Source organism: Pseudohongiella acticola (assembly GCF_001758195.1).
In the GTDB taxonomy this organism is placed as follows: Bacteria; Pseudomonadota; Gammaproteobacteria; order Pseudomonadales; family Pseudohongiellaceae; genus Pseudohongiella; species Pseudohongiella acticola.
The window spans coordinates 2,297,239-2,323,992 of record NZ_MASR01000001.1 but is presented as its reverse complement, the minus strand read 5'-3'; the positions used below and the strand labels follow the sequence as shown (position 1 = coordinate 2,323,992).

26 protein-coding genes are annotated in these 26,754 nt (G+C 55.7%); 14 read left to right on the top strand and 12 right to left on the bottom strand.

Annotation, left to right across the window (positions count from 1 at the left end; translation table 11 throughout):
- The 3 genes from hemW (at nucleotide 1) to argA (ending at nucleotide 3,812) form a co-directional block, all read left to right on the top strand.
- Nucleotides 1-1,218, top strand: coding sequence for a radical SAM family heme chaperone HemW (hemW, locus tag PHACT_RS09920; protein WP_070118289.1), 1,218 nt, complete (start codon nucleotides 1-3; stop codon nucleotides 1,216-1,218).
- Nucleotides 1,219-1,237: 19 nt separating this feature from the next.
- Nucleotides 1,238-2,413, top strand: a complete 1,176-nt coding sequence (gene argE / locus PHACT_RS09915) for an acetylornithine deacetylase (protein ID WP_070117511.1) — start codon at nucleotides 1,238-1,240, stop codon at nucleotides 2,411-2,413.
- An 82-nt stretch (nucleotides 2,414-2,495) separates the two neighbouring features.
- Entirely contained in the window at nucleotides 2,496-3,812 is a 1,317-nt protein-coding gene (argA, locus tag PHACT_RS09910; RefSeq protein WP_139141567.1) for an amino-acid N-acetyltransferase, read from the top strand.
- A gap of 3 nt (nucleotides 3,813-3,815) precedes the next feature.
- Here argA and PHACT_RS09905 read toward each other — a convergent pair whose 3' ends face one another.
- Entirely contained in the window at nucleotides 3,816-4,316 is a 501-nt protein-coding gene (locus tag PHACT_RS09905) for a dihydrofolate reductase (protein WP_070117507.1), read from the bottom strand.
- 239 nt (nucleotides 4,317-4,555) lie between these two features.
- Between PHACT_RS09905 and PHACT_RS09900 the strand changes: the two genes are divergently transcribed.
- The gene (locus PHACT_RS09900; RefSeq protein WP_070117505.1) at nucleotides 4,556-5,389 is read left to right on the top strand and encodes a thymidylate synthase; all 834 of its coding nucleotides are present in this window, start codon (nucleotides 4,556-4,558) and stop codon (nucleotides 5,387-5,389) included.
- A gap of 88 nt (nucleotides 5,390-5,477) precedes the next feature.
- On the opposite strand, the gene PHACT_RS09895 is transcribed toward PHACT_RS09900, so the two are convergent.
- Nucleotides 5,478-6,782, bottom strand: a complete 1,305-nt coding sequence (locus PHACT_RS09895; protein ID WP_083264499.1) for an aminotransferase class V-fold PLP-dependent enzyme — start codon at nucleotides 6,780-6,782, stop codon at nucleotides 5,478-5,480.
- A gap of 181 nt (nucleotides 6,783-6,963) precedes the next feature.
- On the opposite strand from PHACT_RS09895, the gene PHACT_RS09890 reads away from it, so the two are divergent.
- Nucleotides 6,964-9,378: a TonB-dependent receptor plug domain-containing protein gene (locus tag PHACT_RS09890; protein ID WP_083264498.1), complete on the top strand. Its 2,415-nt coding sequence runs from the start codon at nucleotides 6,964-6,966 to the stop codon at nucleotides 9,376-9,378.
- A 96-nt stretch (nucleotides 9,379-9,474) separates the two neighbouring features.
- Here PHACT_RS09890 and lgt read toward each other — a convergent pair whose 3' ends face one another.
- The 3 genes from lgt to rppH are packed head-to-tail and all read right to left on the bottom strand — an operon-like array spanning nucleotide 9,475 to nucleotide 13,093.
- Nucleotides 9,475-10,287: a prolipoprotein diacylglyceryl transferase gene (gene lgt / locus PHACT_RS09885; RefSeq protein WP_070117500.1), complete on the bottom strand. Its 813-nt coding sequence runs from the start codon at nucleotides 10,285-10,287 to the stop codon at nucleotides 9,475-9,477.
- 19 nt (nucleotides 10,288-10,306) lie between these two features.
- Nucleotides 10,307-12,583, bottom strand: coding sequence for a phosphoenolpyruvate--protein phosphotransferase (ptsP, locus tag PHACT_RS09880; protein WP_070117494.1), 2,277 nt, complete (start codon nucleotides 12,581-12,583; stop codon nucleotides 10,307-10,309).
- A 21-nt stretch (nucleotides 12,584-12,604) separates the two neighbouring features.
- On the bottom strand, nucleotides 12,605-13,093 hold the full coding sequence (rppH, locus tag PHACT_RS09875; protein ID WP_070117492.1) for an RNA pyrophosphohydrolase: 489 nt from the start codon (nucleotides 13,091-13,093) through the stop codon (nucleotides 12,605-12,607).
- A 158-nt stretch (nucleotides 13,094-13,251) separates the two neighbouring features.
- Between rppH and PHACT_RS09870 the strand changes: the two genes are divergently transcribed.
- Complete coding sequence (locus PHACT_RS09870) at nucleotides 13,252-13,923, top strand: histidinol-phosphatase (RefSeq protein ID WP_070117490.1); 672 nt, start codon at nucleotides 13,252-13,254, stop codon at nucleotides 13,921-13,923.
- Here PHACT_RS09870 and PHACT_RS09865 read toward each other — a convergent pair.
- Genes PHACT_RS09865 through PHACT_RS09855 form a run of 3 tightly spaced genes read right to left on the bottom strand, consistent with a single transcriptional unit; the run spans nucleotide 13,904 to nucleotide 16,233 of the window.
- On the bottom strand, nucleotides 13,904-14,422 hold the full coding sequence (locus tag PHACT_RS09865; RefSeq protein WP_070117488.1) for a glycine cleavage system protein R: 519 nt from the start codon (nucleotides 14,420-14,422) through the stop codon (nucleotides 13,904-13,906). The two genes, PHACT_RS09870 and PHACT_RS09865, sit on opposite strands and share 20 nt — an antisense overlap.
- 15 nt (nucleotides 14,423-14,437) lie before the next feature.
- Complete coding sequence (locus PHACT_RS09860) at nucleotides 14,438-15,679, bottom strand: sulfite oxidase (protein ID WP_169819437.1); 1,242 nt, start codon at nucleotides 15,677-15,679, stop codon at nucleotides 14,438-14,440.
- A gap of 47 nt (nucleotides 15,680-15,726) precedes the next feature.
- Nucleotides 15,727-16,233: an FKBP-type peptidyl-prolyl cis-trans isomerase gene (locus PHACT_RS09855; RefSeq protein WP_070117486.1), complete on the bottom strand. Its 507-nt coding sequence runs from the start codon at nucleotides 16,231-16,233 to the stop codon at nucleotides 15,727-15,729.
- An 88-nt stretch (nucleotides 16,234-16,321) separates the two neighbouring features.
- Here PHACT_RS09855 and PHACT_RS16435 point away from each other — a divergent pair, with 88 nt between their 5' ends.
- The 4 genes from PHACT_RS16435 to PHACT_RS16335 all read left to right on the top strand — a co-directional run bounded on the left by PHACT_RS16435 (nucleotide 16,322) and on the right by PHACT_RS16335 (nucleotide 18,394).
- Nucleotides 16,322-16,960, top strand: coding sequence for a hypothetical protein (locus PHACT_RS16435; RefSeq protein WP_211284390.1), 639 nt, complete (start codon nucleotides 16,322-16,324; stop codon nucleotides 16,958-16,960).
- Between the two features lie 152 nt (nucleotides 16,961-17,112).
- Nucleotides 17,113-17,532, top strand: coding sequence for a rubrerythrin family protein (locus tag PHACT_RS09845; protein ID WP_070117482.1), 420 nt, complete (start codon nucleotides 17,113-17,115; stop codon nucleotides 17,530-17,532).
- Nucleotides 17,533-17,546: 14 nt separating this feature from the next.
- Nucleotides 17,547-18,155 carry a DUF3501 family protein gene (locus PHACT_RS09840; RefSeq protein ID WP_070117480.1) on the top strand — a complete coding sequence of 203 codons (609 nt, stop codon included), beginning with the start codon at nucleotides 17,547-17,549 and terminating at the stop codon, nucleotides 18,153-18,155.
- Nucleotides 18,156-18,220: 65 nt separating this feature from the next.
- Entirely contained in the window at nucleotides 18,221-18,394 is a 174-nt protein-coding gene (locus PHACT_RS16335; RefSeq protein ID WP_169819436.1) for a hypothetical protein, read from the top strand.
- Nucleotides 18,395-18,446: 52 nt separating this feature from the next.
- Here the strand turns inward: PHACT_RS16335 and PHACT_RS09830 are convergent, their stop codons facing one another.
- A complete protein-coding gene (locus PHACT_RS09830) occupies nucleotides 18,447-19,418 on the bottom strand; it encodes a TraB/GumN family protein (protein WP_169819435.1) in 972 nt (323 codons plus the stop codon).
- 51 nt (nucleotides 19,419-19,469) lie between these two features.
- Between PHACT_RS09830 and PHACT_RS09825 the strand changes: the two genes are divergently transcribed.
- The 4 genes from PHACT_RS09825 (at nucleotide 19,470) to PHACT_RS09810 (ending at nucleotide 23,670) form a co-directional block, all read left to right on the top strand.
- On the top strand, nucleotides 19,470-19,823 hold the full coding sequence (locus tag PHACT_RS09825; RefSeq protein WP_070117475.1) for a DUF6164 family protein: 354 nt from the start codon (nucleotides 19,470-19,472) through the stop codon (nucleotides 19,821-19,823).
- A gap of 306 nt (nucleotides 19,824-20,129) precedes the next feature.
- Complete coding sequence (ahpC, locus tag PHACT_RS09820; protein ID WP_070117474.1) at nucleotides 20,130-20,693, top strand: alkyl hydroperoxide reductase subunit C; 564 nt, start codon at nucleotides 20,130-20,132, stop codon at nucleotides 20,691-20,693.
- A gap of 166 nt (nucleotides 20,694-20,859) precedes the next feature.
- Nucleotides 20,860-22,413, top strand: coding sequence for an alkyl hydroperoxide reductase subunit F (ahpF, locus tag PHACT_RS09815; protein WP_070117472.1), 1,554 nt, complete (start codon nucleotides 20,860-20,862; stop codon nucleotides 22,411-22,413).
- Between the two features lie 123 nt (nucleotides 22,414-22,536).
- Nucleotides 22,537-23,670, top strand: a complete 1,134-nt coding sequence (locus PHACT_RS09810; RefSeq protein WP_083264494.1) for a GGDEF domain-containing protein — start codon at nucleotides 22,537-22,539, stop codon at nucleotides 23,668-23,670.
- A gap of 21 nt (nucleotides 23,671-23,691) precedes the next feature.
- On the opposite strand, the gene PHACT_RS09805 is transcribed toward PHACT_RS09810, so the two are convergent.
- The 3 genes from PHACT_RS09805 to PHACT_RS09795 all read right to left on the bottom strand — a co-directional run bounded on the left by PHACT_RS09805 (nucleotide 23,692) and on the right by PHACT_RS09795 (nucleotide 26,753).
- Nucleotides 23,692-24,576 (bottom strand): SMP-30/gluconolactonase/LRE family protein, encoded by an 885-nt coding sequence (locus PHACT_RS09805; protein WP_070117468.1) that lies wholly within the window; start codon nucleotides 24,574-24,576, stop codon nucleotides 23,692-23,694.
- 77 nt (nucleotides 24,577-24,653) lie between these two features.
- A complete protein-coding gene (locus tag PHACT_RS09800) occupies nucleotides 24,654-25,382 on the bottom strand; it encodes an SDR family oxidoreductase (protein ID WP_070117466.1) in 729 nt (242 codons plus the stop codon).
- Nucleotides 25,383-25,430: 48 nt separating this feature from the next.
- Complete coding sequence (locus PHACT_RS09795) at nucleotides 25,431-26,753, bottom strand: efflux RND transporter periplasmic adaptor subunit (protein ID WP_070117463.1); 1,323 nt, start codon at nucleotides 26,751-26,753, stop codon at nucleotides 25,431-25,433.
- Nucleotide 26,754 lies beyond the last annotated feature (1 nt).

Below are 26,754 nucleotides of genomic sequence, written 5' to 3'. Positions count from 1 at the left end.
ATGACACCTCCATCGCCAGCACCCAAGCTGGAACTGCCACCGTTGAGCCTGTACATTCATGTACCGTGGTGTGTGCGCAAGTGCCCCTACTGTGACTTTAACTCGCATGAGCAGAAAGGGCCGCTTCCCGAAGATGAATATGTCGACGCGCTGCTGGATGACTTTCGCCATGATCTGCCTTACGTGCAAAAGCGTGACATCAGCACCATTTTTATAGGTGGCGGTACGCCCAGCCTATTGTCAGCAGGCGCCTACCAGCGACTGCTGACGGGCCTGGACGCAATGGCAGCCTTTGCCAGCGATATTGAAATCACACTGGAAGCGAACCCCGGCACAGCAGAGCGGGAGAAATTTGCCGACTACGCTCACGCCGGCATCAACCGCCTGTCCCTGGGTATTCAGAGTTTCGACCCGCAACAGTTGCAGCAGCTCGGCCGCATCCATGATGAACACGATGCCGCGCGCGCCATCGAATACGCGCATAACGCCGGCTTCAGGCGACTCAATCTGGACATCATGTATGGCCTGCAGGCGCAGGCAACCGAAGCGGCAATGTCAGACCTGCAGCAGGCGATAGCCGCCGAGCCCGAACATATCTCCTGGTACCAGCTGACCATTGAACCCAATACCGTATTCTATAAGCAGCCACCGCCATTGCCGCCTGAAGACACTTTGATCGAGATTCAGGACAGTGGTCTGGCATTGCTGTCACAGCATGGCTTTGCGCGTTACGAGGTATCGGCCTTTGCCCGCCCGGGCGGACAGGCCCGCCACAATGTCAATTACTGGCGTTTTGGCGATTACCTTGGCATTGGCGCCGGTGCCCACGGCAAAATCACCCAGCGCTCACGTCAACGTATCCTGCGCATGCACAAGCGCCGACAACCCGGCCACTACCTGCAGGCAGCTGCAGCAGCAAAGAAGCAGGCACAGAATCAGAACCCGGGCAATTTGCTGAACCGCTACCCCTACCTGGCGGATGCCGGCCCCATCGAGACGGATCAGCTCGCTCTGGAGTTTGTCCTTAATGCACTGCGCCTGCGCGAAGGCTTTACCCACGAACAGTTTGAGCAACGCACCGGCCTGCCTTTCAGCGTGATCGGAAAGCAGGTAGACTCGTTGCAACAACGACAATTGTTGAGCGTAGACGGCAACCATATCAGTACCACTGACACCGGCTACCAGTTCCTCAACACTGTACTGGAAGCATTCGTTTAGAACACCTTGGGGATGGCCAATGCGCAACACACGCTCGCTGATGCAACACATGGATGCAGTGCTGCGATTGCCCAGCATCAGTTCTACCAACAGCAGCATCGACATGAGCAACCTGCCGGTTATCAATTATCTGGCGGAGCAGTTCACGGCGCTGGGTTTTGAATGCGAAATCATGCCCTGTGAATCCAGCAGCGAGCAGGGCAAGGCCAACCTGATCGCAACGCTGGGGAGTGGTCCCGGCGGTCTTGTGCTGGCCGGCCATACCGATACCGTCCCCATGGATGAAGCCCTGTGGTCAGTCAATCCGCTGCAGATGACGGAGCGGGACAATCGCATCTACGGCCTCGGCAGCACCGACATGAAAGGGTTTTTTGCCCTGATACTGGAGGCGGTGCGCGCCTTTGTTGACACCCCCATGCAGCAGCCCTTGATCGTGCTGGCCACGTCGGACGAAGAGACTTCCATGTTTGGTGCCCGCAAGCTTGCCGAACTGGGGCGACCCAAGGCACGTTACGCCGTTATCGGCGAACCCACGGGCATGAAACCCATCCATGCCCACAAGGGTGTGATGATGGAATCCATTCGGCTTCAGGGTCGCAGTGGCCATTCCTCTGACCCCAGTCTGGGCATCAACGCTATGGAAGCGATGCATGATGTGATTGGCGAACTGCTGAAATTTCGTGCCGAGTTACAGGAAAAGTACCGTAATCCGTTATTCGCCATCGAGCTGCCCACCATGAACCTGGGTTGTATTCACGGTGGCGATAACCCCAACCGCATTTGTGGGCATTGTGAACTGGAGTTTGATATACGCCTGCTGCCGGGCATGGAAGTTGAGACCATGCGCAGCCTGATTGATGAACGCCTGCAGCCGCTGGCCCGGCGCTGGCAGGTCGGTTTTGAATTAACACCCCTGTTCCCCGGCGCGCCCGCGTTTCTGTGCCCGGCGGAAAGTGATCTGGTTAAAACGGCAGAACGACTGACCGGGCACAGCGTTGGCACGGTCGCTTTTGGCACCGAGGCACCCTGGCTGCAGAAAATCGGCATGGACACCATCGTGCTGGGACCCGGCGACATTGAGCAGGCCCATCAACCTGACGAATACCTGGGACTCGACCGCATTCAGCCCTGCCTCGACCTGTTGCAAGAGCTGATCACTCACTATTGTGTCAAAGGCAACGCCACGGCGGCGTAAAATCGCGTTACAATCGCTGATTCGCCAAATCAGGCACTGATACCCAAGGAACCGCCCGGCAGGAAATAACGGCATGGAAAATCTGACGCAATACATCGACTGGTTCAGGCACTCATCCAGTTACATCAATGCACATCGCAAAAAGGTGTTTGTGGTATTGCTCACCGGCGAGGCCATCGCGCACGATAATTTCAGCAATATAGTGCATGACATCACGCTGCTGCACAGCCTGGGTGTAAAACTGGTGCTGGTGCACGGCGCCCGCCCGCAGATCAGCCAGGCGCTGGATCAGACCGGACTCGCCGTGCACTATCACAACGGCCTGCGCGTCACCGATGCCGAATGCCTGCACGCGATCAAACACGTGGTTGGCGGCATGTCCATTGATATGGAAGCGCAGTTCTCCATGGGCCTGGCCAACTCGCCGATGCACGGTGCCGATATCAAGGTGAGCCGGGGCAATTTCATCACCGCCAGGCCGCTGGGCATTATCGACGGTGTCGATTTTTCATTGACCGGTGTGGTCAGGAAAGTGAATGCCACGGCGATTCAGCAACATCTGGACAAAAACAATATTGTGCTGCTGTCCAATCTCGGCTACTCGCCCACCGGTGAGGTCTTTAACCTGTCGGCAGAAGAAGTGGCCACCGAGGTCGCGATTGCCATGCACGCCGATAAACTGGTTCTGTTCGGACCCCAACGCGGCGTCATGGATGCGAACAACAACCTGGTCAGCACACTGAGCCCGGTGGCCGCTGGTGCGCTGCATGAGAGTATTGACGACGCCAATGATCAGGCCAAAAACGGCGTGCGCGAGTCACTGGCGGCGGCAATCAAGGCCAGTAGTAAAACCGTGCACCGTTGTCATCTGATCAATTTTGCCGACAACGGCGCCCTCATTGAAGAGCTGTTCACCCGTGACGGCAACGGCACGCTGGTGTCGCGCGACAACTTTGAGTTGCTGCGGCAGGCCAGCATTGAAGATGTTGGCGGCATTCTGGAATTGATCGCCCCGCTGGAAGCAGCGGGCGTGCTGGTGCATCGTTCACGCGAACTGCTGGAGGCGGAAATCGATTACTTCAAAGTGATCGAAATGGAAGGCACCATCATCGCCTGTGCAGCCATTTATCCGCTGGATGAAGACAGCGGCGAAATCGCCTGCATCGCCATTCACAAGGATTATCAGGAAACCGGGCGCGGTGATCATCTGATGCGCGCGCTGGAGAAAGAAGCACGCAAGCAGGGCATGAGCAATGTCATTGTACTTACCACCCAGACCGCACACTGGTTTATGGAACGTGGGTTCACACACATCGAGATTGCTGACCTGCCTATCAAGAAGCAGGAGATGTATAACTATCAGCGCAACTCCAAGGCATTCCGCAAAATCCTGAGTTAAATACTAGCGCTCCAGCACCACAAAACTGTAGTCGTAGGGATTGGGATCGGACGCTGAAAAGTCTTCACGGCCCAGCTCATGCCATGCCGACAGTTCAAATTCGGGGAACAGCACATCACCCTCGACATCGGCATGAACCTGCGTCATGTACAGTCGGTCGGCCATGGGCAGCGCCATTTCGTAGATCTGCGCACCACCCATCACCACTGCCTCATCCCCGCCGTCTATGGTGGTGACATGCTCAGCCAGCGTAATCGCGGCCTCCAGCGATTGCACCACCTTGATGCCGTCGGCACTGAACTCCGGATCCCGGCTGATCACGATATTGGTGCGACCGGGCAGCGGCCGACCGATAGACTCCCAGGTTTTTCGCCCCATGATGATGGGTTTGCCCATGGTCACCTGCTTGAAGTAGCGCAGGTCCTCGGGCAGATACCAGGGCAGGGCGTTATTACGGCCAATCACACGGTTGCGGGCCATGGCCCAGATTAATGCCAGTCTCATAGTCGTTCCAGTTATTCGTATTAAGCGGCGACCGCTGCAGATCATTGTCGAGCGTCGCCTGTTGGAGCACAGGGGATTCTACCCTGTTTCCCCGGTCGGTTCTAATCAGGTCGAGCGCCTGATTGGGAAGCCCGTGTCAGGTGCCAAACTCGTTGAGCTAGGCGGGGCAAACAGCGTACACTGACAGGGCTGCAAATATCAGCTGAATCAGTCGAACAGAATGGCCAGGGAACTACCTTATGAAAGAGTATCTGGAGCTCTTACGAGACATCCAAGAGAACGGTGTAAAAAAAGGTGATAGAACGGGCACCGGTACCACCTCCGTGTTTGGCCGACAATTCAGGCATAACCTTCAGAAAGGCTTTCCTCTACTCACAACAAAAAAGCTTCATTTCAAAAGCATTGCAAATGAACTTATCTGGTTTTTGAGTGGCAGCACCAACACTCAGTGGCTCAAGCAGAATGGCGTCTCCATCTGGGACGAGTGGGCGACCGAGAACGGTGATCTTGGCCCAGTCTACGGTAAACAATGGACAGCCTGGCCGACAAAAGACGGCTCAACAATAAACCAGATCGACTACGTTGTTGATACTCTCAAGAATAACCCAAACAGCCGGCGAATTTTATTTCACGGCTGGAACGTGGAATACCTGCCTGACGAAACGATTTCGCCGCAGGAGAATGCCAGAAACGGCCGCATGGCCCTGCCTCCATGCCATCTGCTGTACCAGTTCTACGTGGCTGAAAACAGGTTGTCAGCGCACCTGTACATCAGGAGCAGCGACAGCTTCCTGGGGCTGCCATACAACATTGCGTCTTTAGCGCTACTGACACATATGCTGGCACAGCAGTGCGATCTCGAACCCTTTGAGATAGTTGTCTCGATTGGCGACCTTCATGCCTACTCTAATCATGAAGAGCAGATCGCGGAACAACGGCAACGCTCACCAAAAGCACTGCCGAAACTGAAAATCAACCGGAAACCTGAATCGATTTATGATTACCGGTTTGAAGATTTTGAGATTGTTGGCTACGACCCTGCTTCCCACATCAAGGCGCCGGTCGCAATCTAATGCGTCAACGCCGACACGGATTTGCTCAATGTGCCTGCCACGATCAGAAGCTGACTCAATTGCAGAACGGTGAACTCTTTATTCCGCTTTATTGCAACGTCTTCAGCGCAGCCACCAGTTGCGCCAGTTCATCCGGCGTTGTGAACACCTGAGGCGTCACACGGATGCAGGCACCACTGCTGAGTTCGTAACGGGCAACGGTAAAGATGCCATACTCCTGTTCCAGACGCTGCTGCAGTGCCCTGACCTCAGCCGGACTGGATTGTCCACGCAGGCGAAAGGAAGCCATGCCCGTCCACGACGTTTCATCAGCGCCACCCAGCACTTCAATATGTGGCAGGGTGTCCGCCTCGGTGGTCCACAAGCCGCGCAGGTAGCGCAGTCGCGCCTCCTTGTTGGCTCCGCCCACTGACTCGTGAAAATCAAGCGCTGCGGGCACCGCCAGAATGGCAGCAAAATTGGACGTGGCGGTGTGCACACGCGCGCCGATGCGCGTATTGTCGTGATCCGTTTCCCCCGGATACGGCAGTACTTTCTCCAGAGTCCCCCGACGCATATACAAAGCGCCCACACCCACGGGTGCGCCTATCCACTTGTGCAGATTAAAGCCCGCCCAGTCGACCTGAAGCTCTGGCATAGTGTAGTCCAGCAACCCCCATGATTGCGCATTGTCGCAGATGACGTCGATGCCACGTGTCCGGGCCTCCGCAGCAATGCGGGCCACGGGCACCACCAGCCCATGCTGATTGCTGACGTGCGTCAGCAGAATTAGCTTGAGGTTCGGATTGGCATCAAATGCACTGATGTAGGCATCAAAGATCATCTGCTGCGAGGCACGGCCCGGCAGATTCACCACAACCGCTGTTGTGCCCTCCGTGTCAGCAAGCCATTGCATGGTCTGTTGAAAACTGGGGTAATCAATATCGGCAAAAAGTACTGTGTCATCGGCCGTGAGTCCCTGATACTGACGAATCAGGTTCTGGATGGATTCGGTCGCATTGCGGGTCAATACGATTTCGTCGGCAGACACGTTCAGTGCGCCGGCAACGCGCTCTACACTCTCCGCCATATCACGCCCGTAATGCTTGCGGGCATAGACAGACAACTGCTTGTTTACCATTTGAGTGGCAGCAATATATCGCTCCAGCACGGGCCTTGCCATCTTTCCCCAATAACCGTGCTCAAGGTTGATGATGCCATCAGCGCGTTCATAGTGGCTGCCCACATCACGCCAGAATGCCTCATCCATAGCAAGCCTGTCGGAATTCGCGGTCGACTCAGATCCCCCCATGAACTGTTGTGCTCGTACACCTGGCAATACCAAGCTGCCAGCCCCGACGGCAAGGCCGCCAAGCACCTGTCGTCTCGTAAAGGTTCCTGATGTCTTTTTCATGACAATAACGCCTCCGGATATTAGAGATTCAGTCTAGCGCATCTGTGTGACGGTAGTATTTCACCTAATAAGACAGAAACATGAAGATTTATTGACTTAGCATTTTTCACGAATATGTCACGGCCTGCTCCTATACTCGCGACGACTTTCTATCTGAATAACAAAGAACAGGGGTAAAATAATGTCAAACCAGAAACCTGCAGTGCCGGCCATCTGCCTGGGTGCTGCGATCCTGCTCACCCAGTCCAGTGTCGCATTCTCACAGCCTGCCACATCACGCGACGTCAGTGATCCTGCCATCGAAAGCGTCATTGTGACGGGCACACGGCGCTCGCAAAGAACGATCTTTGAATCCACAGCACCCATTGATGTTGTGTCGTCCAGCGAAATCAACAGCGCAATGTCGGAAGATCTGTCCGATGTCATGGCGCAACTGGTTCCATCTTACAAGGTGCAACGCCTGCCCATGGCCGATGGCCAGGTGTTTGTTCGCCCTGCTACATTGCGCGCGCTTTCTCCTGACCATACACTGGTACTGGTCAATGGCAAGCGCCGTCACCGCTCGGCCCTGCTTGGTGGCAATGGGGCCCAGTCACCCGATCTGGCGCAGATTCCCACGTTCGCCATCGGGCGTGTCGAGGTATTGCGTGATGGCGCGTCCGCCCAGTACGGCTCAGACGCCATTGCCGGCGTGATCAACATCATTCTGGACAACAGCACTGAATTCAGAAGTTTTGTTCAATATTCCGAGTACAGCGAGGGTGATGGTGAAAACACCCGTTTCGGACTGAAGTCGGGCCTTCCTCTTGGTACCGCGGGCTTCCTGACTGCCACCATGGAGTATGCCGACGCCGAAAAAACCTCACGCAGCCGCCAACGCCCAGATGCCATCCAGTTTCAGGCAGAGAACCCGAATGTGGTCGTACCCAACCCGGTACAGAATTGGGGACAGCCCGAGACTGAGAGTCTGCGCTTCATGTTCAACAGCGCCTACTCACTGAGTTCAGATCTGGAATTGTATGGCTTCGGCTCCATAGGCAGTGGCGAAGGTCTGTCGGATTTCAACTGGCGTAACCCGGATTCAACCAGTGCCTTCAACATCACTGATGTCTTCCCTGGCTTCGACCTGCGCACCCTTTATCCGGCCGGTTTTTCCCCTCAGTTTGGCCAGGAAGATGAGGACCGTTCGCTGACTGTGGGTATACGCGGCGACATCAATCCTGATCTAAGCTGGGACCTGAGCGCTGGCCTTGGCAGCAACCGCATCGATTACAACATGGCCAACAGCATCAATGCGTCTCTGGGCCCACAAAGCCCGACGACATTTGACATCGGCGCCTTAAAGCAGAGCGAGTTGAACCTGAATCTGGACTTCAACTATGTAATCGCTATCGGCAACCTGGCATTTGGTCTGGAGCGCAGAAAAGAAACCTATGAGGTTCAGACGGGTGACGTAGCGTCCTATGCTATCGGGCCAGGCGCCAACGCCGGACTGCCTTCAGGCTCAAATGGTTTCCCGGGTTTCAGCCCCGAGCAGGCAGGCGAGTCCAGCCAGTCCAGTCTTTCTGCCTACGTCGATCTTGAGATGCCGTTGAACGATGCCCTTACTGTCGGCGTTGCAGGCCGTTATGAAGATTATTCCGAGCACGACGATCGCATCTTCACGGGTAAACTGACTGGCCGTTATGCCATCAACGACAATCTGGCCATGCGCGCCACACTGTCCAATGGCTTCCGGGCTCCGACGCCAGGTCAACTGTTCAGCGAACGTACCTCGCAGGGCCTGGATACGGTGACCTTGAATATCTTCACAAACGGCCGTTTCTCGCCAACGGGTGACGTGGCACGCATTGTTTCCAACCGGGCAGGGGTGGATATCAAACCGCTGGATGCAGAAGAGTCCACAAACATCAGTGCCGGTATCGTTTTCCGGAATGATGCCGGCTTCAATTCCTCACTGGACGTCTATCGCATCGAAGTCGACAACCGTTTTGGTACGTCGGCAGGTTACACGCTGACTGACGCCGAGCGCGCCGAACTGTCTGCACTGGGCGTCCCGGGGGGCGAAGGTATCACCCGGGTCAACTTCTTCCAGAATGATTTCGACACACGCTCAAGCGGCGTTGACCTGGTCGTTGGCTATGCCATGGAAGCAGGGGCCGGGCAATTGGCTCTGTCTTCCTCGTTTAACTACAACCAGACAGAGGTGGTGGGCGGATCTTTCGAAAACAATGAAACCAACCGAATCCGTTTTGAAGAGAACCTGCCGCAGCAAACGCTGAATCTGTCGGCGAACTACCTGGTGGGGAATTTTGATTTCATGGGTCGCGTTCGCTACTACGGCTCATGGACTGACTTTTCTTTTAACGCCGATGGCGATATTCACCAGAAGTTCGGTGCCGAATCCTTCACCGATGTCTCAGCTACCTGGCAGGCTACGCAGCAACTGTCTGTTCGCCTGGGCGCCGAGAATGTGTTCGACCAGTATCCCGACGAGGCTGAGTTCCAGGCCAACCGCGGACTGATCTATTCACGCAACGCACCGTATGACACAGACGGCCGCAGCGTCTATCTGCGCCTTGACCTGAGTCTGTAACACCCCCGCTATCGAGTCCCAAGGTGAGAACCCCTCTTGCTTTGGGGCTTTTTGCTTCCCTGGAATTGGATGAAGGCTGTTAGTACACTGCTCGTTTCATGCCTTAGTTGGATTTCGGTACGCAATAACCAGCAATATGGCACCGGCAACTATCATGGGCACTGACAAAACCTGCCCCATGGTCAGCCAGTCCAGCGCAACAAAACCCAACCAGGAGTCGGGCTCGCGATAGAACTCAACAAAGAATCGCTGCACACCGTAACCGACTGCAAACAGCCCGGAAACGGCGTAGCGGGGACGTGGTTTGGACGAGAACCACCACATCAGGCCGAACAGCACCACGCCTTCCAGCACTGCCTGGTAAAGCTGTGAGGCGTGACGCGCCATCTGGTCCACATGCGGGAACACCATGCCCCAGGGTACATCGGTCGGGCGGCCCCAGAGTTCGCCGCCAATAAAGTTGCCTAGACGACCAACACCAAGGCCGAAGGGCGCCAGCGGGGCAATAAAGTCCAGCACATCAAAATAGTGTTTGTTGATACGCCGCGAATAGATATAAAACGCCAGCATCACGCCCAGGAAACCACCGTGGAAGGACATGCCGCCCTCCCAGATGCGAAGCAACCATAACGGGTCAGAAATGAAGCGGTCAAAATTGTAGAACACGACCGACCCGAAACGACCACCCAGCACGGCACCCAGGGCACCATAAAATACCAGGTCCGCCAGCTGTTCATCCGTGAACCGGAATTTGTCATGGCCGGGGCCGCCGGCGGCAGCACGCCTTGCCCTAACGCGGGCCAGATACCAGGCGCCGGTAAACGCGACGATGTACATGATACCGTACCAGTGCACCGTCAATGGTCCCAGAGAGAACGCTACGGGATCAATATCAGGGTAAGTCAGCATCGAGTGTCCTCAGGCAGGGTCAGTTGGTTCGTGAAGAACGCAGCAGGCGATCAACGCCGGCATTGTACAGCGCCAGGTCGACACAGCTGCGAATACTTTCGGCATCGTTCATTTGCATGACATCGTTGAGCAGGGCTTTGGCCGAACTCAATGTCATTGCCCTGATCACGGCTTTCACTTTGAGCAGGGTAGAGGCGTTCATCGACAGGGTATCAAAGCCCATGGCCATCAACAGGACGGCCGCGCCCGGATCTCCGGCCATTTCGCCACAGATACTGACCGGCCGGTTTTCGGCATGTGCAGCTGTCACCACATGCTGCAAGGCATTCAGCACCGCCGGATGAAACGCTGAGTACAGGTCTGCCACCCGGGGATTGTTGCGGTCGACCGCCAGCAGGTACTGGGTCAGGTCATTGCTGCCCACCGACACAAAATCAACAATCTGGCACAGGGCACGGGTGAGGTATACTGCCGCCGGCAATTCAATCATGACACCGATAGGTGGCATGCTGACGTCCAGTCCCTCTTCCTGAAGCTCGCGCAGGGCGCGCTTGATAATCTGGATGGCGCTGGTGACTTCCTGCAGGTTGGACACCATAGGCAACATGATCTGCAGGTTATCAAGCCCTTCACTGGCACGGATCATCGCCCGTGTCTGGGCAATAAAAATCTCCGGGTGGTCAAGTGTCACACGAATCCCGCGCCAGCCCAGAAAGGGGTTGGCTTCTTCAATCGGAAAATACGGCAGCGATTTGTCGCCACCGATATCCAGGGTCCGCATGGTCACTGGCTTGGGCGAGAACGCCTGCAACTGTTCACGATAAATGTCGGCCTGTTCGCGCTCACTGGGGAATCGCTCGCTGAGCAGGAAGGGCACTTCGGTTCGGAACAGCCCGATGCCTTCGGCACCATGATCCAGCGATCGCACCACATCGGTCATCAGACCGGTATTCACCCACAGGCTGACACGATGATGGTCGGGCGTGATACACGGCAGGTCGATCAGCGCTTCCAGGCCACGAACAAACTGTTCTTCTTCCTTCAGCACTTCGCCGTAGCGCGCCAGCGTCGCTTCCGATGGACTGGTCAACACCGTGCCGTTGTAGCCATCAACAATCAGTGGCCGACCGTCGAGCTTGCGATAGGGCAGATCAATCACGCCCATCACGGTCGGAATACCCATGGTGCGCGCCAGAATGGCAACGTGAGAGTTACCTGACCCCTTCACGGAAATCATGCCTACCAGTTTTTCCCGGGGTACTTCCATCAACATGGACGGCGCCAGCTCCTCGCCGACCAGAATGGTGTTCTCGGGATACTCGCGTTGCTTGGTGCTTTCGGTTTCCTGCAGGTAGGCCAGTACACGGCTGCACAGATCCTTGATGTCCGCGGCACGTTCGCGCAGATACGGGTCTTTCATTTGTTCAAAGGATTTGACGTGGTCGGTGGCGACATCGGCCAGTGAGCCCTGCGCCCAATTACCCTGGCGGATCAGTTCATTGACCTCACGGCCCAGCGCATCGTCATCCAGCATGCGAAGATAGACATCGAACAGTTCGCGCTCTTCCGGTCGCAACTGCTGACCGACGCTTTCACTGAGCGCGCGTATGTCGTCACGTACCGAGGACAATGCGGTGGCAAATGCACTCAGCTCGGCATCGATGTCACTGATCTGGCGACTGGGAATGATGCTCAGGTCGGCATGTGGAAATACCACCACGGCATGGCCGATGGCCACGCCAGAGGCTCCCGAGATACCCGAAAAACTGCTGTCGGCACGCCGCTGACCGGAGGGGCTGACGCCCTGAATTGCGCCGGTGGCTTCGGCGGCGGCGATAACGCCGGCCAGTTGAGCCGACAGGGTAATCAGAAAGGCTTCTTCACCGGCATCAAATGATCGTTTTTCCCGGTGCTGTACAACCAGCACGCCCAACACTTTACGATGGTGAATGATGGGCACGCCCAGAAAGGAACTGAAGGCTTCTTCACCGGTTTCCAACAGGTAGTGATAATTTGGGTGGGATTGCGCGTCTTCCAGGTTGACCGGTTCCGCATTGCGGGCCACCAGACCCACCAGACCTTCGTCCAGCTGCAAGCTGACATGACCAACTGATTCCTTGCGCAGGCCTTCGGAGGCCATCAGCACATGACTGCCGATGTCAGTATCCAGCAGGTACACCGAGCAGACCTGCGTGGCCATGGCATCGCGCACGCTCGACACAATAACGTCGAGCGCGGATTGAAGGTCCCGGGCAGAATTCACCGCCTGAACGATGTCACGCAATCTATCTAGCATATGGGGCTGACTGGCAGCATCTCACGAGTTAATGTACCGGTTCAGGGGCTTGACCAGCTGTTTTAATGCCTGGCGATAGACTTCTCTTTTAAAATCAATCACCTGACTAAGTGGATACCAGAAACTGACCCACTGCCAGTCATCGAACTCCGGCGTCATGTTCTGATTGGCCAGACAAATACGCGACTCTTCTCCTCGCAGCCTCAGCAAAAACCATTTCTGTTTTTGACCGATACACACCGGGTTGGAGTTCTGCCGGATATAGTGCCGGGGTAACTGGTAGTACAGCCAGTCCCGTGTGCTGGAGAGAATTTCCACGTCCCTGGCCTCAAGCCCGACTTCTTCTTTTAATTCCCTGTACATCGCCTGCTGCAAACGTTCACCCTGACGAATCCCGCCTTGCGGAAACTGCCAGGCATCCTGTCCGATACGCTTGGCCCATAACACCTGCCCTCTGGGATTACAGATGATGATACCGACATTGGGTCTGAAGCCTTCAGCATCAATCATGTTGGTGTCTCATTGATTCCCGTATTACCCAGTGACAGAACAGTCGCGCGATGTCCACTCTGCATTGTTTCACAATTTCGTTCGGCAAAAAAGCGCCCGTCTCAGGTTATAATGCCGACCCGCTTACCCCACCAATGCCGATAGCAGGGACTGACTTCATGACAAAACTGGCGATTTTTGACCTCGACAACACGCTGCTGGCAGGCGACAGCGACCACGCCTGGGGGGAATATCTGTGCCATGCCGGCCTGGTTGATGCCGAGGCGCACCGACAACGCAACGACGCCTTTTATCAGCAATACAAGCAGGGCGTGCTGGACATGAATGAGTACTGTGAATTTGCCATCGCGCCGGTCGTGGGCCTGCCGGTCACCCGTCTGACGGAGCTGCACGCCGCTTTCATGACCGAATTTGTTGAACCGATGCTGCAGGCCAGCGCGCAGAAACTGATTGATGACCATAAAGCGGCAGGGGACATCTGCCTGATCGTTACCGCGACCAACCGCTTCATTACCGGACCGATCGCCGACAGGCTGGGCATAGAGCACCTGATAGCCACGGACCTGGCTCACACCGCAGGCGTCCTGACAGGCAAAATCGACGGCAAACCCTGCTTTCAGGCCGGTAAAATAGGCAAACTCCAATCTTGGCTGGACACCCACAATGACGCCTCGCTGTCCATGCAGAACGCGGTTTTTTACAGTGATTCGTTTAATGATATTCCGTTGTTGGAAGTCGTGGGCGAGGCCGTGGCAGTTGATCCCGATGAGCGCTTGCGCCAGCATGCCCGAGAACAGGGCTGGCGCATTATCAGTCTGCGATCAGGTTGAGATCCACGATCAGGTCGTCGGCCAGTCGCTCCAGCTCGGCGCGCAACGCCTCGATATCCAGATCGGCGGGGATATGCAGCACCGCCTCGGCGCGGAACAGAATATCCGACGACATGGGTGCCGGCACACACTCGGTATCCAGGTCGTCTACATTCACCTTCTGACGCGCCAGCGCACCTGAAATATCACGAATGATACCCGGCCGGTCGTTGCCCACCAGACTCAGACGCAGGCTGCGCTGGGGCTGATCCGCTTCGGGCTGCGCTGAGTGCTCAACGATCAGCTTCAATCGCGGTGACAGGGCATCCAGTGCCGAGACCAGAGCGTCCGATTTATCCTCGTCCACGCTGACGCGCAGAATGCCGGCGAATTTGCCGGCCAGCCGGGACATATTGCTTTCCAGCCAATTGCCCTGATGCTGAGCAACAATCTGTGCCAGCGACTCAACCAGCCCGGGTTGATCGTTGCCGATCAGCGTCAGTACCAGATATGTTTTCATAGACCACTACTCTTATCAGGCACCAATCATGATGCGGCGCGGGAACTGCCCAAACTCTTCCCAGTAACTGACCCGCTCGGGCAGATCGGCAGTCACTGCCTGCGTATTGCCGTTAATGTCGGTGACCCGTGAGACCACCGTATGTTCACCCGGGGTGGCACCCTGCCAATCGAAATGAAACGGCTTCCAGCTATAGGTCGACGCCTGTGGATCTATCTGCGCCTGCTGCCAGGGGCCATCATCAACACGAACCTCAATGCTGCGCAACGGTGTGCCGTCATTCAGGGCAAAACCACTGATACGGTGACTGTTACCAAGGCGGGTAACGCGGGCAATGACCGACTTCAGGTTCATGCGTGCCACCGAGTTTTCCACCCAGCGCTCCTGATCGCCGACCATGGTTTTTTTCAGGGTCACGTAATCACGTCCCATGAAGCGGCCCATGTAGCGTGTGTCCTGGACATGAATCTGGGTTAACCATTTGACGTTGGCGACACCATAGAAGCCGGGTACCAGCAGTCGCAGTGGTCGCCCATGATGCACTGCCAGCGGCTCTCCGTTCATTTCAAAGGCCAGCATATTGTCTTCGCGCATGGCATCTTCCAACGACAGGCTGCGGGCAAAGGCCTTGTCGACCTCGCGTCCACGAATTTCTTCCTGGCCGATATCGCCACCAAAAAAGACCACCTCGCGTCCGTTCTCCTGAACGCCAGCGCGCTCCAGCAGCGCTTTCAGATTGATACCGCGCCAGCGTGCATTGCCCACCAGCCCGTGATACATACGGTTGCCATTTCCACCGCACTCAAAGCCGACGTCCAGTGACTGATCAGGCAGCGCCATCAGTTCATCCAGGGTGAAGCTCAGTGGACGATCCACCAGACCGGTGATGGTCAGGCGGTAGTTGCTGACATCAAGCTCGGGCTGACCGTAGTGTTGCACCACGTAAAAGTCATCACTGTAGAAGTTGTCGATCTGCCGGGTATCAATAATGTGGGTCATGCCGGGGCGGCGCGGACCAGGGTCGTAACCTTCGGGCACGTCAAGAAAGGGTATTACCTCTTCGCCCTGGGCCAGTGCCAGCCACGGGAAGCCGGCGCTGGCCGCCATGACACCCGCGCCCAGGCCGGCTTTCAGCATGGTTCTGCGGCCTTCATTGACGGCTGCTTTCTCGCTCTTGGCTGTTTCTCCGCTCAGGGCTGTTTCTCCGCTCAAGGCTGTTTCTCCACTCAAGGCTGCTGTCTCATTCCTGATTTTCATAAACCCACCTTTTTCATTATTTTTCATTATACTGGTTTATTAAACACTTAATGCTGATGCCCGCCCGGACCGTGTACGTGGCGATGAGCCACCTCTTCCGCGGTTGCCTGACGCACACCCAGCACTTCAATCTGATAGTGAAGCGTTCGGCCTGCATAAGGGTGATTGGTATCCAGGTCAACATTGAACTTGCCGGCCTTGATCACCAGCGCATTTTTTAAGCCGCGATTGGTTTTAACCGAGACAATGGCACCTGGCACCAGATGTTTGCGTTCAGGTGCGTTCTGCAGATGTTTGATGGGAACACGCAGCAACTCGTTAGAGGTGCGTGGCCCATAGGCCTGCTCCGGAGACAGCGTAATTTCGATACGATCGCCGGCTTTTTTGCCCACCATGGCCTGTTCCAGACCTGGCACAACATTGCCGTGGCCGTGCAGATACAGCAAGGGCTGGCGACCAAAGGACGCTTCCAGCCATTGCGAGCGGTTGCCATCGGGGCGCACTTCGCACAAACGATAATGGAAGGCGACAACCCGATTTGTGTCCACGCGCATGGTCAGGTGCGCTGGTGGTTCCTGTACGCTGGAGTAATTGACGGAGGCGCCTTCAACTCGTTGCCGGGGGGCTTGCTCGGCGGGTTTCGTGGCCTCGGCCGCCGGAGTTTTCTTTGCAGCTGGGGCTTTTTTGGCAGCAGGTGCTTTTTTCGCAGCAGGAGCTGCTTTGGCCGCAGGGGCTTTTTTTGCAGCAGGAGCTGCTTTGGCCGCGGGCGCTTTCTTTGCTGCAGGTGCTTTTTGGGCAGCAGGCGCTTTCTTGGTCGCAGGCGCTGGTTTAGCTGCCGTCGTTGATGCTTTGGTCGTTTTCGCGGCCTTGGCTGCTGCGGGCTTTTTCGGAGCTGCGGCCTTTTTCGGAGCTGCGGCCTTTTTGGAAGCTGCAGGCTTTTTGGGAGCTGCGGCCTTTTTTGGAGCTGCAGGCGCTTTCGGCGCCGCTTTGGCTTTTGCTGCTGTTTTGGGGGCTGCTTTCTTTGCCGGCGCGGCCGCTTTGGCAGTGGTTTTGGTCGCGCTCTTGGCAGCAGAAGCGGCGGGCGCAGCTTTTCCGGCAGCGGCTTTCTTGGTTTTTGCTGCCGATGCTTTAGCCGCGCTCGTTTTTGTCGTTGATGCCTTTGCCGCAGGCGTGGCTTTTTTAACAGGTTTGTCAGCGCTTGTGTCGGCTTTTTTAGTGCGTGATGCTTTGGTTTTGGTGTCAGTCATACCGATCTCTCTCTGTCAGGATGATCGATTCTAGCAGATTGCTCCGGCGAAGAAATACGTCTCCCCGCTTAGTTTGACTAAGCGCCCGCCAGATGACGAAAAAAACCATTAGAATGACGTCAATATCTGAGATATGTTCAGGCGTTATATGTTTTTGCCTTGCCGCCAGACCCCGGAGATCCAGCGATGTCATTAAAAGATTCAAAAACGGAACAGAATCTCAAGGCAGCTTTTGCCGCCGAGTCACAGGCGAACCGCCGCTATCTGTATTTTGCCCAGAAAGCCGATATTGAGGGACACAACGATGTTTCCGCGTTGTTTCGGGCCACAGCCGAGGGCGAAACCGGGCATGCCCATGGCCATCTTGAGTACCTGGAAGCGTCAGGCGATCCGGTGACCGGCCTGCCTATCGGCACTACATCCGACAACCTCAAGTCAGCCATTGCCGGAGAAATGCATGAGTACACTGACATGTATCCCGGCATGGCAAAAGATGCCCGGGAGGAGGGCTTTGACGAGATCGCGGACTGGATGGAAACGCTGGCCAGAGCGGAGCGCTCTCATGCCAATCGTTTTCAGAAAGCACTGGAGCTGCTGGAAGAGTAATCAGGGGTAAGCGTGTGACTGACAACAGCAAACTGACGGTGGCGGACATCAGCACACCGGATCAATACCAGCGTCAACGACCGGCCGTGCGCCGGGCCATGATCGACTACAAGAAAAATCGCCGGGTCGCGCTGGGGCCCCATGTGACGCTGCATTTCGAAGACATGATGACCATGAGATACCAGGTTCAGGAGATGGTATATGCGGAAAACCTGCGCGGCGATGACGCCATTGAGCAGGAATTGGCGGCGTACAATCCACTCATCCCCGACGGTACCAATCTCAAATGCACGTTGATGATCGAGGTTTCTGATCCGGATCAGCGACATCAGATCCTGCGCGATCTACTGGCACTGGAGCAGCACGTCGGCATCCAGGTTGACGGCCATGAACCGGTCATGGCCAGCGCCAATAATGACTCGGCAGAATCAGTCCCGAGCAAAACCTCAGCGGTGCATTTTCTGTGTTTTGAGTTTCAGCCAGCCATGATAGACGCACTCTTCAAGGGGGCTAGCTGCTCACTCTTCAGCAATCATCCGGCATACCGTTGCCGCGTTGATCCCTTGCCCGACTCTGTTAGCCATGCCCTCAGTCAGGACTTCACGCCAACCAAGGCGCACTGACAGCGCTGTCAAAAATCATGTATAATGGCGGACTTTCCATGATAAGCCCCAAGGTTGACAGTATTATGTCCAAGTCCAAGAAAGATCTGCCTGTCTGTGACAGAGATGATCTGGCTCGCCAGATGGCGGCCTTCGAAAAATCAGGCGGCAAAGTGCAGCAGATTCCAACGGGCACCAGCGGCCAGACGCATACCCGTGGTCCGCGCCAGATTATCCTGAGTCACAAAACTGCAAATTGACACGTCTTGCGGAGCCGGACGATAGTCGCCCGGCTCCGCAATCGAGCCATCGCTAGTCTGCTGCGCCCACCCTGCTGACCTCGTAACCACGATCCGAGAGCATTGCCAACACGCCATGCTCACCGACCAGGTGTGCCGCACCAACCAGAACAAATTCGGTGCCCGGCTCATCAAACATGGCTTCGATCTGCGGCATCCAGTTGTTGTTGCGCTCCACCAGCATACTCTCGTATAACTCCGGGGCCTCCTCCAGCATGGGCTTGATAAACTGCGACTCCAATGCTTCCAGGTCGCCCGAGCGCCACGCCACCAACATCTCGTCCATGGCCTCGCCAATGGTTTCCAGATCCCGCAACGAATAAGCGACAAATTCGCTTTCGTAGCCTTCTCCCATACCCGCCAGCATGTCGATCTGTTCATCAATGGTTTCCAGCGCGCCACGGGTTTTACCGTCGCCCATGGCACGTGTGCTGTAATAGGCATCTACCCCCTGAGGCGTAAAACCCCGGCTCTGGAACTCGATCAGTGACAATGTCGTGAGCAGCATGCCCGGTTTGAACTTCTGCATCATGGCCATCGGCAGGCCTGCGTTTTCGGCGTAGGCTGCCAACGCCGCATAGGTCTCGTCGTCAAGCACACTCTGCAGCGTGCGCTCATCCTGATAGGTGAGCCGCTGCATCATGCGCGCCTGCACGCCCATATCCGCCATCTGGCTTTGATCAATTTCGAAAAACAATCGGTCTGAGGCGTCATAAGCGGCGGCATATGCCTCCGGCAATGGATAATCCTGGGCCCGTAACAGATGTATGGTGCCGCCAAGGAACACTGTTTCGTCGCCTTTGCTTGCCTGCCATACCGAGGATTCGGCGTTGACCGGCACGCTGACGGCAAACAGTGTCAGGGTCGCCGCAACGGTGCACAGCATTCTGTGCAGTGTTGCTTTTGCCCGTGTCATGACCCCTGCCTGGGTCTGAATCTGAACCCGGGCCCGGCCACGGAGCGGCATTGCTGTTACACTGTCCATTGATCGCCTCACTGATAAACGCTTGTCCATTGCTGCTCCTGATAGGTAATTATGGCAAAACTGTTATTTCGTCTGCGTCATGTGCCCGATGACGAAGCTGCTGAAGTGCGGGAACTACTGACCGCACACGACATTTCATTTTATGAAACCAGTGCAGGCAACTGGGGCATCTCCATGCCAGGCCTCTGGCTGCATGACAACGCCGACTACGCGCAGGCTCGCAGCCTGCTTGATGACTACCAGCAACAGCGCCAGCAGCGCATGCGGGCTCAGTACCAGGCCGACAGAGCAGCCGGCACCGCCGACACCCTGTTCAGCCTGTTGCGCGAGGATCCGGCTAAAGTGATCGCCTACCTGTTTATCATTGTTGTTGTGGCAGCCATATCGATTCTGATTTTTTACTGACCCCGGTCCTTTGACGTGACTCTGTTCGTTTAAATGACTCTTTTCTTCTAAGTGACTTTAGCTGACCGTGACAAGCTAATTAATCGTTTTTTTCTATCAATTTTGTTAGCGGGGCCGGCAGACCGGCTCATGTGCCAGCACCAGACTCACTCAACCAACTGCTGTCGCCACCAATGATACATTTTATGTATCATTGTCTAACATATATTTCATTTTACCTAAGCAGCCTTCGCCGCTATTATGGGCCCTGTTAAATTAATCAGCCAACCACACACTGGAACGGCTACACGGCAAAGGAGCGTTAACGTGTCATTGATCAACACTGAAGTAAAACCATTTAAAGCAACTGCTTTCCATAACGGCGAGTTCGTGGAAATCACTGAAGCGGATCTCAAAGGCAAATGGTCAGTGGTATTTTTCTATCCAGCCGACTTCACCTTCGTGTGTCCTACCGAGCTGGGCGACCTGGCTGACAACTATGCCGAGCTGCAGAGCCGTGACGTGGAAGTGTACAGCGTGTCCACCGACACCCACTTTACCCACAAAGCCTGGCACAGCAGCTCCGAAACCATTGGCAAGATCCAATATCCAATGGTGGGCGACCCCACGGGCGTGATCAGCCGCAACTTTGAAGTCATGATCGAAGAAGTTGGCCTGGCTGAGCGTGGCACCTTCATTATCGATCCTGAAGGCGTGATTCAGGTCATGGAAATTTCTGCCGGTAACATCGGCCGTGATGCCTCTGAACTGCTGCGCAAAATCAAAGCTGCCCAGTACGTTGCCAAGCACCCTGGTGAAGTATGCCCGGCCAAGTGGAAAGAAGGCGAAGCCACACTAACGCCATCTCTGGATCTGGTCGGCAAGATCTGATCCACCTGCTTTGATCGCAAAATTTGCATGATCTCAGCCCGAAGGCCCGGGCGCGAACACCGTCCGGGCTTTTTTGTGCCTGTCATTTGCGCCCATACCGTGTGCCGAGCATTACCGACTGAGCGCAGTTTATTAACGGATAGCCGTGTAAAAGAGGATTTCCCCGATGTTAGACGCCAACATGAAAACCCAGTTGAAGACCTACCTGGAAAAAGTCACTCGTCCTTTCGAGATTGTTGCGTCGCTGGATGACAGCGCCAAATCCGACGAGTTGCGCACCCTTGTCCATGACATCGCGGGTCTGACTGACAAAATTACGATACGCGAAGATGGTGACGACGAGCGCCGCCCCTCATTCGCTCTGCAACGCCCGGACGCTGACATGCACCTGCGCTTTGCAGGCATTCCCATGGGTCACGAATTTACGTCACTGGTGCTGGCCCTGCTGCAGACCGGTGGTCATCCGCCCAAGCTGAGCGACGAGAAGATTGAACAGATCAAGGCCATCAAAGGCGAGTTCGTGTTTGAAACCTATTTTTCCCTGTCATGCCAGAACTGTCCGGATGTGGTTCAGGCGCTGAATCTGCTGGCAGTGCTTAACCCCAACATAAAGCACGTTGCCATTGATGGTGCATTGTTTCAGGACGAAGTTGAGCAACGCCAGGTGATGTCAGTACCCAGTGTGTATCTGAACGGTGAAGCCTTTGGCCAGGGACGCATGGGTGTGGACGAAATTCTGGCCAAGATCGATACCGGTGCCACTGAACGCGAAGCGGAAAAGATCAACGGCAAAGAACCGTTTGATGTGCTGATCGTGGGCGGTGGCCCCGCTGGTGCTGCGGCAGCCATTTATGCCGCACGCAAAGGCATTCGCACTGGCGTTGCTGCCGAACGTTTTGGCGGCCAGGTGCTGGATACGATGGGTATCGAAAACTTCGTTTCGGTACAGGAAACCGAAGGTCCGAAGCTGGTGCGTCAGCTGGAAGAGCATGTGAAACAATATGATGTCGATATCATGAGCCTTCAACGGGCATCGGCCCTGATTCCGGCTGAAGAAGCCGGTGGCCTGCATGAGATCAGACTTGATAATGGTGCCACGCTACGCTCAAAAACCATCATTCTGAGCACTGGCGCACGCTGGCGCGAGCTGAATGTGCCCGGTGAAACCGAATATCGCAACAAAGGTGTTGCCTACTGCCCTCACTGCGATGGACCACTGTACAAAGGCAAACGCGTTGCTGTGGTAGGCGGTGGCAACTCGGGCATTGAAGCCGCCATCGACCTGGCCGGCATTGTTAAACACGTGACTGTTATCGAGTTTGCTGATTCGCTGAAGGCTGACGACGTACTGCAGCGCAAGTTGCACAGCCTACCCAATGTGGATGTCATTACCTCGGCACAAACCACTCAGGTGGTGGGCGACAAGCAGAAGGTGACAGGCATTGAGTACAAGGATCGTAACAGCGATGAGCTGCACACGGTCGAGCTGGAAGGCATATTTGTGCAGATTGGTCTATTACCTAACAGTGAATGGGTCAAGGGTACGGTGACCACCAGCAAATACGGCGAGATTGAGATTGATGCCAAGGGGCAGACCAATATCCCCGGTGTGTTTGCGGCAGGTGATGTCACCAATGTGCCTTATAAACAGATTATCATTGCCATGGGCGAGGGCTCACGGTCATCGTTAAGTGCATTTGATTACCTGATCCGGCATTAATTCCGCGATTTCCGCCTCCTGACAACGGCAGGAGGCGGAACATGGGGATTGCCTTCTGCGCTGATCCGCTGCATAGTTCTGTCCGTAGTTAACGGTCAAACCAAAAAATCAGGACACCTGAGGATGCAAAATCCTAGCTTTTCCATGAATGAACCCCCGCCACACAAGCAGCTACGACACACAGACTCGGTGCAGCGAATTCGACAAAAACGCCTTGAACAGGCAATCCTTGTGGTGCTGATTGCGCTCGTTGCTCTGACACCGTTCAACCTGGCTGAGTCCAAGATTACGGTTGTCCCTACCCTTCTGTTTTCCATTCTTTCTCTCATTACAGCGCTGATGCTGTTGCGTAAAGGCTATGCTCAGAGTGCCGCAACGCTCACACTCATTGTCATGTTTGTATGCACAGCCCAGGCCATGTGGGGCGGAGTTGGTCTGCGTTCCTCGGCATTGATAGGTTTTCCGGTCGCCCTGCTGTTTGCAATGATCATGCTGGGCCAGAGAGCGTTTTATCTGGCACTAGCGGCAATGCTTGGGTATATGGCGATTCTTTTATGGGCAACCAACAATGGCTGGCGCACCGGGCTGGAAGACTCAACCGATTATCGTTGGTTAGTGGACTATGGCATCATTTTATCGGCTGCCAGTTTCATTATCCGCGTGCTGGCGGCCGATCTGCTGGCACTGCTGGACGCCCTTCACGTGCAAATGGACGCTGCCACACGCTCCAGATTACAGGCTGAACACCTGGCCAACCATGACAATCTGACCGGACTGCCAAACCGACGTATGGCGGAACACTACTTTAATGAGTTATGGACACTCAGCCAGCAGGAGCATGCCGGTGTAGGCCTGGTCTTTGTCGACGTGGACAACTTCAAGACCTTTAATGACTCACATGGTCATGATCTGGGCGATGAGCTGCTGCGCCATCTGGGCAATACCATCAGCGGCCAACTGCGCAAGTCCGATCGACTGGTCCGTATTGCCGGTGACGAGTTCCTGATCCTGCTATCAGGTATTTCCAAGGGCAAGGACGTGGAACTGATTCTGGATAAGGTCCGCAGTGCTGTTGCCAGGCCCGTTACCATTCACAGCGAGACCGTGATTCCGGCCCTGTCCATGGGCATTTCACTGGCGCCGGAACATGGTGAAAATTTCAGAGAGTTGGTAACCATGGCTGATCACGCCATGTATCAGGCCAAAGCTGCCGGGCGCAATCAATATCAGTTTTTCCGCCCGAAACAGCTCAAGTAACGACATTCCGCCGATACTTTTTTAATACATGCCCTTAACATTCATCTGCAGGGCAAACAGGCTGCTGCGCGCAGTCACATAAAGAATATCTCTTTCCGGCCCGCCAAAAGTCATATTGGCAGGCGCCAGCGGAAATGTCAGCGTTGCTACCAATTCACCGGCCGGGCTGTACACGGTGATATCGTTGCCACCGGTCAGATAAAGATTGCCGTGTTCATCGAGCGTCACACCATCCGAACCCTGACTCGCCATCAGGCGTCTGTTGCTGACTTCGCCCGGAGCAGAGATGTCGTAGGCATAGGTCGCATTGCCCACATGGTCGGCGACATAAAGTGTTTCCCCGTCTCGGGTACCAATAATGCCATTTGGTTTCACCAGATCCGTAATGATCGCTTCGGCTGCGTCAGCACCTGCAGCCAGGTAATAGACATAGTAGCCGGGTTGTGGGTTGCTGGATTCATCACCGTAGACCGGGTCAGTGAAATAAATACCGCCACTGCCATCAACCCAGAGATCATTTGGGCTGTTGAAACGCTGACCATCATGTTCGCCGACAACCACCGTCGCCTGTCCCTGATCATCAACCGCCGTGATGCGACCTGCGCCACCTTCGGCAGCAAACAGGTTCCAGTCCCGGTCGAAGAACAGACCATTGGTACGGTTGGTGTTTTCCCTGAACGTCTCCAGCTCACCTTCAGTCGTCCAGACATAATTGGTGTTGGTCGGAATATCCGAGAAATAAACATTACCGTCAGCATCAGCAGCAGGGCCCTCGGTAAATACAAACCCATCCTTCAATAATGTAATTTCTGCACCGCTGGCAACCAGATCGATGTTTTGCGCCAGCAATGAGCTGGAGAAAATAGTGGCCACGCCGAAAATCGATCGCAATAGAAATTTATTCATTAGCACATACTCCGGATGAATGGTTAATTAGTCGGTTGGTGGCAGGCTGATATTATTCGGCCCGCCACCAGAATAACTCAGCCACGGCCCAGAAACGGCTGCCGTGGATCCAGCACAGTGGCATCAATGATGGTGGCATTCTGTGGCATGCTCAACATCAGTACGGCAACCCTGGCGATATCTTTCACCGCCATTTTGGGTTCATCGGCAACAGATTTGGGCGCCTTGTCCCAGATGTCGGTATGCACATTGCCCGGGTGCAGACAGCTGACCATAATGCCAATTTCACGCCCTTCGATAGCGAGCGCGCGGGTCATGCCCTGCAGACCGAATTTGCTGGTGGTGTAGGGCACCGAACCAAACCGGGGGGTCTCGGAGGAGATACTGCCAATGTTGAGGATGCGGCCACCGCCGGTGTCTTTCATCACCCTGAACGCTTCACGGCTGTAAAGAAACGCACCGTTGAGATTGGTGTCCATGACCATCTGAAAGTCTTTCAGGCGCAGGTTCTGTATCGCGCCTGCACGCGCGATGCCGGCATTATTGACCACGGCGTCGACTTTTCCGAACAGCTCGACGGCGCGAGCAAATACTGCAACGGTGTCTTCTTCATTGGCAACATCGGCAGGCATGCCAAACAGCTCAGGATGATTGCTGGCAGCCAACGCTTCGTCAACACTGGCCTGCGATCGCCCGGTGATCAACACCCGGCCGCCTTCGGCGAGCACCGCTTCAGCAATGGCCTTGCCAATACCGCGCGTACCACCGGTTATAATTACTCCCTGCTGCTCCAGCAACTGCGCCATCTTGTCATCCTCAGGATAGGGTCATCAGGCGCAGACCTTATCATTTCGCTACCAGCTTGACCACTGTCCTGCCAGTTCCGCTGGCTGGCCGGATTCAACCGACGAAGGTTTGACCAGCAGGCCGGTCATTGCCGTAGGCAGTTGCGAAACCAGCAACTGATCACCGCGGCTGAGGGCAGATGAACGCACCAGCACCCGGTAGTTGCCTGCGTTATCCATGCGCTCCCCGACGCGTTCGATCTCCACCGCCTGCAAACGGTTATCGGCTATTCGATAGACCCGGCTATTGTCATACACTGCGTGAATGGGCAGGGCGACCACATTGGATTCTTCCGGCAGCGCGATCAGCAGATTGACAACACTGCCAAGGGCCATGACGGAGTCAGGCGCGACATGAAAAAAAGCGTCAATACCACTCTGGCCTGGTTTAACCTCGCCTGCCAGGCCCCGTAAATTGAAACCCAGGCGCTCACCTGCAATATTACTTTCTGCTACCACCGCTTTGCCTTTATCCAGATGGCGGCGCAACTGCTGTGCAATCTGCATCGGCACTGGCGCTCGCACTTGCAGACCGGCATAGTCGGCCACTGTCAACAGGGAGGTGCCAGCGTTGATACGGTCACCCGCCGCCACATGCAGTGTTATTACCCGACCGCTGAACGGCGCGCGTACGTCGGTATGCTGGCGGTCAAGTTCCGCTTGCCCAAGGCGCGCGGCGGCCTCAGCGACTGCCGCCTCTGCCTGTTGTTCCTGATTCGGGTAATCGGACACGCGTGACTGGTGTTGTGCCAGTACCATGGCGCGTTCGGTGGCCTCATGACGCACATCATCAAGCTGGGCATCGGCAATCATACTTCTGGCATGCAAAGACTCAAAGCGCTGCAACTTTTCGCGCGCCAGCTCGGCCTGGGCTTCATGGTGCAGGCCCAGATCACGCGCCAGTTGGTGCTGATTGCGTATTGAACGCAGCGCCGCCTCCGCGCTGGAAAGCGCCGCACGGGCGGACTGCTGTGCCAACGCCACCTCAGCATCATCCAGGCGTAACAGGGTTTCGCCTGCTTCGACCCATTCGCCCTCGCGTCGTAGTACCTGCGCCACGGTTGCCGTTACCCCGGCGCGCAATGTCGCCGACTGATCGGTTTCCAGTTTGCCATACACCTGAATGGTCGGCGCGATCGGACCCGGACTGACTTCACGGTATGAAACCGGCCACTCACGCTCGGCCCGTTCAACCGGCTCGGCTTTGGGCCCGGTGGCAATCACCAGCATGCTCAACAGCAGCAACATGCCAAACACCAGTACACCGGCAGCCTTGGCGCCGAGATAGCGGAATCGGGCCAGGGTCCGGCCCGGGAAATATTGCATCTTCATA

Coding starts and splice junctions, on each gene's coding strand:
- ptsP (WP_070117494.1), bottom strand. CDS start 12,583: ATGCTAGATAGATTGCGTGACATCGTTCAGGCGGTGAATTCTGCCCGG.
- PHACT_RS09870 (WP_070117490.1), top strand. CDS start 13,252: ATGACAAAACTGGCGATTTTTGACCTCGACAACACGCTGCTGGCAGGC.
- PHACT_RS09795 (WP_070117463.1), bottom strand. CDS start 26,753: ATGAAGATGCAATATTTCCCGGGCCGGACCCTGGCCCGATTCCGCTAT.
- PHACT_RS16335 (WP_169819436.1), top strand. CDS start 18,221: ATGTCCAAGTCCAAGAAAGATCTGCCTGTCTGTGACAGAGATGATCTG.
- hemW (WP_070118289.1), top strand. CDS start 1: ATGACACCTCCATCGCCAGCACCCAAGCTGGAACTGCCACCGTTGAGC.
- ahpF (WP_070117472.1), top strand. CDS start 20,860: ATGTTAGACGCCAACATGAAAACCCAGTTGAAGACCTACCTGGAAAAA.
- PHACT_RS09855 (WP_070117486.1), bottom strand. CDS start 16,233: ATGCGCGTGGACACAAATCGGGTTGTCGCCTTCCATTATCGTTTGTGC.
- PHACT_RS09830 (WP_169819435.1), bottom strand. CDS start 19,418: ATGGACAGTGTAACAGCAATGCCGCTCCGTGGCCGGGCCCGGGTTCAG.
- PHACT_RS09890 (WP_083264498.1), top strand. CDS start 6,964: ATGTCAAACCAGAAACCTGCAGTGCCGGCCATCTGCCTGGGTGCTGCG.
- PHACT_RS09865 (WP_070117488.1), bottom strand. CDS start 14,422: ATGAAAACATATCTGGTACTGACGCTGATCGGCAACGATCAACCCGGG.
- PHACT_RS09860 (WP_169819437.1), bottom strand. CDS start 15,679: ATGAAAATCAGGAATGAGACAGCAGCCTTGAGTGGAGAAACAGCCTTG.
- PHACT_RS09800 (WP_070117466.1), bottom strand. CDS start 25,382: ATGGCGCAGTTGCTGGAGCAGCAGGGAGTAATTATAACCGGTGGTACG.
- PHACT_RS09900 (WP_070117505.1), top strand. CDS start 4,556: ATGAAAGAGTATCTGGAGCTCTTACGAGACATCCAAGAGAACGGTGTA.
- lgt (WP_070117500.1), bottom strand. CDS start 10,287: ATGCTGACTTACCCTGATATTGATCCCGTAGCGTTCTCTCTGGGACCA.
- PHACT_RS09905 (WP_070117507.1), bottom strand. CDS start 4,316: ATGAGACTGGCATTAATCTGGGCCATGGCCCGCAACCGTGTGATTGGC.
- PHACT_RS09825 (WP_070117475.1), top strand. CDS start 19,470: ATGGCAAAACTGTTATTTCGTCTGCGTCATGTGCCCGATGACGAAGCT.
- PHACT_RS09895 (WP_083264499.1), bottom strand. CDS start 6,782: ATGAAAAAGACATCAGGAACCTTTACGAGACGACAGGTGCTTGGCGGC.
- rppH (WP_070117492.1), bottom strand. CDS start 13,093: ATGATTGATGCTGAAGGCTTCAGACCCAATGTCGGTATCATCATCTGT.
- PHACT_RS09805 (WP_070117468.1), bottom strand. CDS start 24,576: ATGAATAAATTTCTATTGCGATCGATTTTCGGCGTGGCCACTATTTTC.
- PHACT_RS09845 (WP_070117482.1), top strand. CDS start 17,113: ATGTCATTAAAAGATTCAAAAACGGAACAGAATCTCAAGGCAGCTTTT.
- PHACT_RS09810 (WP_083264494.1), top strand. CDS start 22,537: ATGCAAAATCCTAGCTTTTCCATGAATGAACCCCCGCCACACAAGCAG.
- argE (WP_070117511.1), top strand. CDS start 1,238: ATGCGCAACACACGCTCGCTGATGCAACACATGGATGCAGTGCTGCGA.